The 1,710-nt window shown below is 39.9% G+C and carries 2 protein-coding genes; both read left to right on the top strand.

Annotated features, from left to right (window positions below):
* The first annotated feature begins 197 nt into the window (after positions 1-197).
* Positions 198-1,064 carry a hypothetical protein gene (locus tag WH50_RS25785; protein WP_110190352.1) on the top strand — a complete coding sequence of 289 codons (867 nt, stop codon included), beginning with the start codon at positions 198-200 and terminating at the stop codon, positions 1,062-1,064.
* A 112-nt stretch (positions 1,065-1,176) separates the two neighbouring features.
* The coding region (locus tag WH50_RS25780) for a hypothetical protein (protein WP_133251440.1) at positions 1,177-1,710 on the top strand (534 nt) is incomplete at its 3' end.

Raw genomic sequence — 1,710 nt, 5'->3', positions numbered from 1 at the left:
GCCGGTTAGACCACTGGAGAATTATCACAACCCCTACCCATTTCTTGAACCAGCAGAGTCAACATGGGCTCTTCTGAATAAATAATGCAAGTGGGGATGTCTGCATAATCATCAAGGGCATCCCATTTCCTCCTTACTGCAAAATTTGTTACTGCCGTAGATAAAAACGCACAATCACTTGTCATGGTACCCATCAAATGACCATTCAACTGGAATGCAAATTCAATAAAAATAGAGACAGAGATATAAATACAGCCGTCAATGATAATAGTGGAGAGTTCACTACTATCGCCGACTGCACTAGAGAGTATTTAGAAAAAATATCAGAAGATTTTAGAAACGGTAAAAAATATACGGTTAGCCTATTAACGCTACGCATTCAATTAGGACAACTGGCCATATACGAAGCAAAAATTAATAATGACATAAATAAAGCAAAAGAGTTATATTATTTGGCCGCTTTGGCGATAATTAAAGCACTGGAGAACAGTACTGGTACATTTGTTCTGGGTGGGACACCTGTTCTTCCAGACTTCGCATTACCGTTATGTAGTGATGCAACGATGCTATATCCGCTATTTGCTCTACTTACCGAAGAAAAAAGCTCAGCAGTAGCAGAGCAAGGAAGCTGGGCAAGCATTATGCGTTGCTACCAGGCAGCTCTTATCAAAGACTGGGCGGAGATTGAAAGAATGATTGCAATTCTTCAGAAAAAATTCGCCAAGTTAAAAGCCAATGCTGAAGTTGTCTACTTTATAGAGTTCTTTCAGGCTCTGCTAAGTAACAACACTGAAGCCGTAGAGGCCAGCCTGCGGACACTACTTACACCACCGTTGGTTATAAAGCAGAACAGTGAATGGCGAAAAATGAGTCATGAAGGTGAGTACATGTGCCATTTTGGTATGCCCTTTGCCAAGCTTGCCTGGATATTGGGCCATGAAGTTGAGATCCATCACCCGTTGATTGTGTCCGAGCTATTGCCGGTTAGACCACTGGAGAATTATCACAACCCCTACCCATTTCTTGAACCAGCAGAGTCAACATGGGCTCTTCTGAATAAATAATGCAAGTGGGGATGTCTGCATAATCATCAAGGGCATCCCATTTCCTCCTTACTGCAAAATTTGTTACTGCCGTAGATAAAAATGCACAATCACTTGTCATGGTACCCATCAAATGACCATCCAATTAGAATGCAAATTCAATAAAAATAGAGACAGAGATATAAATAAAGCCGTCAATGATAATAGTGGAGAGCTCATCACTATCACCGACAACACTAGAGAATATATAGAAAAAATATCAGAAGATTTTAGAAATGGTAAAAAATATACGGTTAGCCTATTAATGCTACGCAATCAATTAGGACAACTAGCCATATATGAAAAAAAAATAAACAATGATATAAAAAGAGCAAAAGAATTATATTATTTGGCCGCTTTGGCGATAATTAAAGCACTGGAGAACAGTACTGGTACATTTGTTCTGGGTGGGACACCTTCTCTTCCAGACTTCGCATTACCGTTATGTAGTGATGCAACGATACTATATCCGCTATTTGCTCAACTTACCGAAGAAAAAAGTTCAGCAGTAGCAGAGCAAGGAAGCTGGGCAAGTATTATGCGTTGCTACCAGGCAGCTCTTATCAGGGACTGGGCGGAGATTGAAAGAATGATTGCAATTCTTCATAAAAAATTCGCCAAGTTAAAA

Origin of the sequence: Pokkaliibacter plantistimulans (assembly GCF_003194385.1) — a bacterium.
Classification (GTDB): domain Bacteria; phylum Pseudomonadota; class Gammaproteobacteria; order Pseudomonadales; family Balneatricaceae; genus Pokkaliibacter; species Pokkaliibacter plantistimulans.
Note: the sequence above shows the minus strand (reverse complement) of the source record. Positions and strands in the feature narration are given on the sequence as shown.

Excerpts from the sequence above, each read along its gene's own strand:
- WH50_RS25785 (WP_110190352.1), top strand. The coding sequence starts at position 198 with ATGACCATTCAACTGGAATGCAAATTCAATAAAAATAGAGACAGAGAT.